Genomic DNA, 8,378 nt, shown 5'->3' on the forward strand with positions numbered 1-8,378 from the left:
TCACCAAATTAAAACAAGCATCCAAAAGCTAAAAACATTACCGAACTACTACCGCGGGAACAGTACCTATCAAAACCAGGCCTGTGGCAATCTGCGTCAAATTATTAACTTGATTTACAAAATTTGTTATAAAAAGAGCAGGATTATACTGTAGTAGTGGTAGGATTGAGAGAGTAAAGTTTGAGAGAGTGGAAGTCATAAACGTCGATAGAAATATTGAGGAGAGACCCCAACAGAGTATTGACCCGACTAAAAGATTTACCGCCAAACCAAAACAAAAGCCCTTAACATCTTTTAACGCCCCACTGAAACTACGAAAAGTTATTGTGAACCCCATTGGGGCAATCATAATTATTACCAATGGGTTAGTATATTTCTCCAATATTTCGCCAGGAAGGCTTGGTGTAAAGTATTCAATAACATTTTTGTAGAAGGGTGTGGTGTAATCCTTAATTATGTCCCAAGGCGTAAACATAAGGTAACCAATTACTACTCCGAGAATGAGAGAAGAAACAATCAAATACGCGTATCTCCTCCTAACGAAATCAGCGAATTTGTAAATCATTCCACCATATTCCCATTTATTAGTTAATCTGAATTCAGAAGATTCACACTCTAAAGCTATATAACCATATAGTCATATAACGATATAAGGCAATTAACATACATTTTTTAACATTTAAATATTTCGGACAAAAATCAATTGTTAACAAATTCATTGTTGGAAAAAGGTTTAAATAATAAATCGTTATATTGGCGTATAGCAATATAACTCTGGAGATGGTGAAAAAAATGGACAAGTGTGGTATCTGCGGTAAGAGCGGCGAAAATGTAAGCCTGCTTCGTGGTGCACATCGGAGCTTAGGAAAAATTTGGCTCTGCACCGAGTGTTGGAAAAAGGAATTTAAAAAAATTTTACCTTCCGGTGGCTCCAGTGGTGGATGCTGTTGATGATTGAAATAAACTCGTATTAAATGGAGGATCAAAATTGCGTTATTCTACATAAACCACTCTAAAATGCCGCAGACTCTTGTAAGAATTAGAGGCCGACCTTTTTTCTATTCTGGAAATTCTCGCCAAGTCTTCCAGTTTATTAACAATGCTCTTTACAAGGCATTTTCCTCAGAAGTCTAGTTTCAATTGGTAGCTTTTCTCCCTTCCCAAGTATAATTGTTTCTGCAGCCTTGAGTATCTTGTCCTTCTTGAATATTTGACTTGAACCTCAACGTTTTGAGGATCTACATGAACCAGGAATATTTATCCGGCTTACGGCTTCGGGCAAAGGTACGGAGGTCGTTTGCTGCTGCATTGTGTTTAAGCATGTAGGAGAGGAGGTTTATGAGGGCTTCTCTCAGTGAGTCAGGGTTCTAAAAAGGGAGGTGGAAAAAACTTCAACAAACCCAAACAAAGACATAAAACATACCTACTTTATCATGTCAAAATTACCATGATAATTCACGAACACGGATTTAACCCTATATTACCATATAGTTATATAACGATAGATAAATGCTAAGAGATGAATATTTTAAACATTTAAAAAATGAGCAGGGAAAACACAAAATTTAAAAGATATCAATCCAAGGATCATCCTTCAATGGAGGTTAAGGGAAATGAGTAAGTCCTTATCTAATGAGGAGTTAAAGTTTGGCTTTTGCAGGAACAACTGCATGGTTCACTGTGGTAGAGTGGCTGTTGTAAAAAATGGGCGGGTTGTTGAAATTCGGGGTTGGAAGGAACACCCCATAAGTAATGGAAAACTCTGTGCAAAGGGACTGGCAGCAATTCAAGACACCTATAGCTCCAATCGGATTCTTCATCCAATGAAAAAAGTCGGCGACAAATTTGAAAGAATAACATGGGAACTGGCACTATACGAAATTGCCGGTAGGCTTAGAGAAATACGTAAGGAATGGGATGGAAAGCCTCTGCACGATATGACGGCGGAGGAAATGAGAAGAGTTGCTCGATACGCTTCTCCGAGAAACTCGTGTGGAGAAGCGGAATTTCTAAATTATATGCGGTTCGGTAGGTTATTCAAATCAGCTCCCCATTACTCGGGATGCGTTGCTTGTAACGGTAACTGGTGGAGGTCGCGTCTCGCTGTTACAGGAGATGAACACCCAGTCAATACTATAGACACTATTGTCGACTCTAATCTAATTTTGGATTTTGGTTATAACATAACTGAAACAGCTGTGGTGGCTTTTCAGTGGGTTAGAAAAGCGATGGATAAGGGTGTAAAGTTCATATACATTGATCCTAGATATACAAAGACGGCGACTAAAGCAAGTGAGTACATACCCATTAGGCCGGGGACTGACGGTGCATTAGTCCTTGGAATAATGTATGTTCTCATAGAAAATAATTGGACTTATCCATACTTGCAACACTATGTTGACGAGAAAGAGTATAAAGACTTCGTTGAGAAGGTTGTAAAGAAATATCCTCCAGAGAAAGTTGAAAAAATCACATGGGTTCCAGCAGCTAAGATAAGAGAGTTAGCGCAGAAAATCCATGAGGCTGGACGTAAGGTTGCAATAATCTCTGGTTCACGTACAAGTACACAGACAAACGGTTTCAATACTGGAAGATTATTTGCCATACTCAATCTAATAATAGGTGGTTATGGCGTATCGGGTGGAGGAGATTATAATCTTAAACCAGGCGTGGTTCCTTCACACTACATTCCTTGGGCCGCCGCAGAACCACATAAATATCCTGAGTTTATGTATCCTGATGATCCACACCACTGGGGAAAAGGCTGGGTTCCCGAGGCTGCTTGGCCTAAAATAAAAGACCAAATAAAGGCATACATTGGCATAGGCGGAAATCCAATCGTACGAGCAGCAGGAGATCAGAGAGGAGTCTTTGAACACCTAAAAAAGAATGGGTTAGTGGTAGTTGGCACAACCGAATAGAACGAAATATGCGAGTACGCCCATTACATACTTCCATTAACAACAGACCTCGAGTCATCCGGCTCAACGATTTTGTGCTCAACCAATCGTGCCTTGCAATGGAAAGACGCAGCAGTTTCACCACTTGAAGAGGCTAAACCCGACTGGTGGGTCATAAACGAAATTGCTCACAGAATATTCGGCGACGAAACAATGTTTAGAGAGTGTCCAGACTGCGAGAAGAGAGTAAAGGAGATTCTCAAGGAAGGAGGTACATTAGATGACGCTTGGGAAGAACTTATTGGACAATACCTTAACAAAATTAACAGCCGCCTATCAAAAGGAGAAAAAATAGACAATATCGCCGCCGACCTCGCCAAAAAGATGGGACACGATCCAAGTAATCACAAATATGTTCTAAGAAACATTGAGTTACGATACCGTTTAGAATTTAAAAAGTTGGGTGAAAACGTGGGGCTTGACCTTGACAATCACGGCCTCGCATGGCCCTACAACATATTCAAGCAGGGACCTGAAGCAATATACCATTACTGGTGGAAGTTCAACATGATTTTATGGCCAGTACCTCCTGGATCACCTGCGGAGAGAGAACCAGAAAAATATCATCAGTTCTCAGGACTTAGGCTAGACATCGTGAAGCAGAAGGGCGTCGTCTACTTCCCCGCTCCACTGTTTCTAATAGAGAAAGACCCGAACTACCGTGGCGAGAAAGTCGCTTTTGAGAAATGCCCAGGATGCTGGAAAAAGAGCACGGAGATGGAAGCACCAGATATACCCGTACTTTGGACTCCATCTGAAAGGTGGAACGGCAAGACGGAAAGCTTCTATTCATGGAAGGCTGGAAAAGCTTACATCGACTTGAAAGGAGAAACATGGAATGGCGCAGGTCTCCCTGAGTGGACCGAACCGGCGGAAAGCCCTAAGGATGTAAGTGAAAATATTGATTGGAGCGAAGAGTATCCGTTGATAATGACCACTGGCAAGCTTACACATTTGATGACTGCCCATAGCCAAAATGTTAATGAGTTGCTATTAAAGATTGACGAAAAGCCTTACGTTTGGATTCATCCATCCACCGCGGAACATCTAGGAATTAGGGATGGAGATTTAGCTAAAATAATAACGCCAAGGTCTCCGAAGAACGGCTTGAAGATGAAGGTTAAATTAACAAAACGTATACATCCGAAAACAGTTTTTGTTCCGACACATACAGGTCCCAAAGCACTAAACGAAGACTTTCGTAATGAGGGAGTGATGCTTGTAACAGCGACGGCTGAGGATCCATACACAAAGATGATTGGATACAGCACAAATGCTTGCCGGGTTGAGAAAGCATAGGAGATGGAGAAAATGTATGGAATACTTGTTAATGTTGACGAATGCATTGGCTGCCACGCCTGCACAGTTGCATGCAACAATTCGCATGAATTTCCAAAAGAAATCTTGGTGCAACACGTAGTTTCCGTTGAAGATGGAGAATTTCCTTCAGTTAAAGGTATTCAAGCGCCAATTGAAAGATGCATGCACTGTTTAGATCCAGAATGCGTGAAAGCATGCCCATTCGACGCTATTACAAAAAGCGAAGACGGTCCAGTAATAATAGACCATGAAAAGTGCACTGGATGCCGCCTATGCGTTAAGGCATGTCCATGGAACATCCCAAAATTCAACTTAGAAACGAAGAAAGTTTACAAGTGCGACTTTTGCTACAGCAGGTTAAAGAATGATTTATTACCCGCCTGCAGCGAAGCTTGTCCAACTGAAGCATTAAAATTCGGTGACCGCGAAGAACTACTTAAGGAGGCTAAAGCCGAAAAGAAATACATTTACGGCGAAGTTGAGGCTGGTGGCACATCGCTCATTTATGCTTCAAATGAACCTTTAACAAAGATATTACCAACACTAATTCCAAAAGAACTGGAGCTGCTAGCTATTAACCCAGAAGCACAAAGAGCATTCACCGATTTTCGCTCCGCAGTTCTAAAAGGCGAAAAAATTTTGTCACCGAAAATAAAAAGGCTTCTCACCATAGTTGCATACGCAGTCGCCGGCTGTGAAGAGTGTGTTGAGGAGTGCACCAAAGAAGCGTTTTCAGAGGGAATAAAGAAAAACGAAATACTTGACGCTCTTACAATTGCATACCTTGTTAAGGGCGGATCAGCTATAAACACTTGTAGAAAAGCGTTCAAAGTCATTCAAGAGAAAACTCGAAGAAACCAAAAATAATATTTGAGACGAAGACGGCCAACGGTCTGCTATCTCATCCATTCAATCTTCGGAAAGCATTGCAGCCGTTCATCATCTTTTTTCTTTATGAATGCAACTTGACCTACTTTGCCAGACTCTTCTCAAGTCTTAAAGCTTTAAGTTTTCTTCTTTTGTTAACTCAATGCTAAACAGATTCGAGTTAAGACCGAAATATTGCCTCCACGCTTTCAGAACCTAATATTTCCTTTTATATAATTCTTAAACGCATTTAGCACCTTTCTCCAAACAATGAAGCGTTTCTTTTTGAGCTGCTGAAACAGAAAGCTAGGTGAAACATAGAAATTCAAGTAGGCTTTCTTCACCCACTTTATAAGTTCTGATGGTGAAGGGTAGGAGTCGTCGTTTATGGTAAAGACTGGTTTTAAGGCATCGTACTTACTCCAGTCCTTGGTGAAAAGCTGCATAATGTCGGTGTTTTCAATGATTTGGAAGAGTTCTGTTCCTGGGTATGGGGTGCATATGGTGAATTGGGCGTAGTCCGGTTTTAGAAACTTTGCGAAACTAATAGTTTTTTTAATCGTGTTTATGGTTTCTCCTGGAAAGCCGATTATGAATGAACCTATTATCTCCATACCCACCCGTTTGGTTTTTTTAAACGCCCTTATTGTCTGGTTCAGTGTAGTTCCCTTCTTCATGCGGCCCAGTATTTCCTGGGAGCCAGATTCCACACCGTAATAGATTGAGTCACAACCAGCTTTCTTCATTTTTTCAAGCAGGCTTTGGCTGATGGTGTTTACCCTAGAGGAGCAATTCCAAACTATATCCAGCCTCCTATTAATTATCTCGTCACAGATCTTCTCCGCCCGCCTCTGGTTGAGGGTGAATGTATCATCGAGGAACTCAATATTTCTAACACGGTAACTTTCGGCAAGGTGTTTCAGCTCATCAACCACATTTCTTGGGCTTCTGCCCCTCCACCTTTTACCAAATAGTTTTGAGGATGCGCAGAAAACACAATTGTATGGGCATCCTCGGCTAGTCATGACCGTTGCGTAGTGGTACCCGCCGAAAGTGTACCTGTTCATGGGGAGAAGGTGGAACGCTGGAAAGGGAATACTGTCAATATCCTTAATGAGTGGCCTATCCTGATTTTTTCGAACGGTTCCTCCGTCCCTATATGTTAAGCCCAATACCTCTGAAACCTCACCCCCTCTCTCGAGAGCACTTATAAGCTCCACTACTGTTTCTTCACCCTCACCTCTGACAACAAAATCCACAAAAGGATAGTTCTCAAGGGTCTCAACATCTGTAAAAGAGAAGTGGGGCCCCCCCAAAACGGTTTTTGCACCATAACTCTTGGCTATCTCCAAAACCCTGAGCGCGTCAAAGCAAGCTGGCGTGGCGCCAGTAGCGCCGACAACTTCGGGTTTCCAGTCTCTTATCTCTCTTTCGATTTCATCAAAGCTCAGATTCAGAGCTTGCGCATCAAGAATCCTAACATTCACTCCCTCCCTTTCAAGAGAAGAGGCTAGATACGCAAGCCCGAGAGGTGGCGAGGTGGTGCCAAGAATGTTAAGAATAGCTGAAATAGACGGGGGAAAAATAAGTAAGACACGCATACAGGTGTTATCCCCTAAATCTCAATCGCCTTTTTCTCCTTGAGTTCCATATCGAGTTTGTAGAAAATGTCCTTATTGTATATGCATCCCGGATCTGGGGCGGTGATATCGCCGAAGTATCCGTAGGCCCTTGCTCTGCATCCTCCGCAGACATCTCTATACTCGCAGGTTTTACATCTTCCCTTCAACTTATCCCTATTTCTGAGCGTTTGAAGAATGGGGTGATTGTCCCATATCTCTTCAAATCTCTCCTCCCTAAGATTTCCCAGTTTTATTGGTAGAAAAACACAGGGCTGTAGTGTGCCCTCAGGTTCAAGAGCCGCGTACATTCTCCCCGCTCCGCATCCGCCAATGAAATCACCTAGGTTAGTGAGTTGTCCCATCAGCATAGGGTTATAGAAGTGTCCCGGTATAATCTTCTTTTCCGAATCTTTCTCTTCTTGTAGAGCCACTCTAGCGAATTGGGGGGCCGTAGACAGGTACTGTAGTTTGCCACCACTTATCAGCCTGTTCCACAATACCTTTAGAAGTTCTTCCCTTTCTTCGGGGGTTAGGTCGTTTTCCATCATGAAGTATCCTCTACCGGTGGGAACGAAGTTATAAATCATGTACCAGTTGACGCCAATCTCCTCGCACAGATCAGCAATCTTCGAAACTTCGTCATAGTTCATTCTGGTGGCGGTGGTTGAGATCTCAACGAAGAGGTCGTTTTCAACGCAGTTTCTAATACCTTGAAGTGTTCTCTCATAGGTGCCAGGTACGCCGCGGAAACTGTCATGGGTACTGGGGCTTGCGCCGTCAAGGCTTATCTGAACAAAGCCCGCACCGAGGTCTGCAAGTTGCTTAGCAACCTCCCTGGTTATGAGGGTTCCGTTTGTTGCAACAGCTGTGAATACTCCGTTGTCTCTCAGCCTCTGCATGGTGTCGAATAGGTCTTTCCGCATTAGGGGTTCTCCTCCCGAAAATGCAACTGCAGTCACTCCGGCGTCGGCAAGCTCATCAGCGGTGTTGAGTGCCTCACTAGCGCTGAGTTCGTTGAATAGGGGTTTACCGGCTGAGGCGTAGCAGTGCTTGCATCTCAGGTTGCAGGCGTAGGTGTAGTCCCACACAATGAGAAAGGGCGCTCCAGGAACGAAGGGCTTTTTTACACCATATTTTGCTATCCCCCTAATTACATCTACGAGGCCCGTACACCAGTATGGATCCTTGAACCTGCTTTTCAAATCTTCTTCTGTAACTCCAAATGCTGTGCCGCCTCTGCTTATAGCCCATCGAACAATGGGTAGCGTTATGTGGCTGCACGTAAAGCAAGCCTTTTCTCGTGCTCCTGAGAAAAGTTCTAGGGCAATGTTTAGGCGGCTTTTTCCGTCTATTCTGCATTTTTGTGTCAATCTTCTTAACAAGAAACGAACAAATCTATTGTCAATTGTAGATTTTAAAATCTCTATAGAAGAGATCATGCTTCCCGTATTTCATACCTCCTATCCGGCCTACCCTTCTGGGGTTTTCGACCAAAGTGTTACTTTTTATAAATTTGTAACCTTTAATGATATTTAATATTATCGTTTCGTATTGATGAATATCAATTTGAAAATTATTTTATTATTAATGTTATATTGCCATTAAGCGA

General features: G+C 42.5%; 5 protein-coding genes and 1 pseudogene. 3 read left to right on the plus strand and 3 right to left on the minus strand.

Annotated elements, in window-relative coordinates; translation table 11 throughout:
* Window positions 1-37 precede the first annotated feature (37 nt).
* Window positions 38-565, minus strand: coding sequence for a hypothetical protein (locus tag ACUVXA_RS12375; RefSeq protein WP_445871580.1), 528 nt, complete (start codon window positions 563-565; stop codon window positions 38-40).
* 227 nt (window positions 566-792) lie between these two features.
* Here ACUVXA_RS12375 and ACUVXA_RS12380 point away from each other — a divergent pair, with 227 nt between their 5' ends.
* From ACUVXA_RS12380 to ACUVXA_RS12390, 3 genes and pseudogenes are all read left to right on the plus strand, one after another.
* A complete protein-coding gene (locus tag ACUVXA_RS12380; protein WP_445871581.1) occupies window positions 793-951 on the plus strand; it encodes a hypothetical protein in 159 nt (52 codons plus the stop codon).
* 662 nt (window positions 952-1,613) lie between these two features.
* Window positions 1,614-4,259, plus strand: a pseudogene (locus ACUVXA_RS12385) (molybdopterin-containing oxidoreductase family protein).
* 12 nt (window positions 4,260-4,271) lie between these two features.
* Window positions 4,272-5,147: a 4Fe-4S dicluster domain-containing protein gene (locus tag ACUVXA_RS12390; protein WP_445871582.1), complete on the plus strand. Its 876-nt coding sequence runs from the start codon at window positions 4,272-4,274 to the stop codon at window positions 5,145-5,147.
* Window positions 5,148-5,356: 209 nt separating this feature from the next.
* Here the strand turns inward: ACUVXA_RS12390 and ACUVXA_RS12395 are convergent, their stop codons facing one another.
* Window positions 5,357-6,748 (minus strand): B12-binding domain-containing radical SAM protein, encoded by a 1,392-nt coding sequence (locus ACUVXA_RS12395; protein WP_445871583.1) that lies wholly within the window; start codon window positions 6,746-6,748, stop codon window positions 5,357-5,359.
* Window positions 6,749-6,762: 14 nt separating this feature from the next.
* Window positions 6,763-8,139 carry a radical SAM protein gene (locus tag ACUVXA_RS12400; RefSeq protein WP_445871584.1) on the minus strand — a complete coding sequence of 459 codons (1,377 nt, stop codon included), beginning with the start codon at window positions 8,137-8,139 and terminating at the stop codon, window positions 6,763-6,765.
* Window positions 8,140-8,378: the final 239 nt, after the last annotated feature.

This window comes from Candidatus Jordarchaeum sp. (assembly GCF_052745115.1).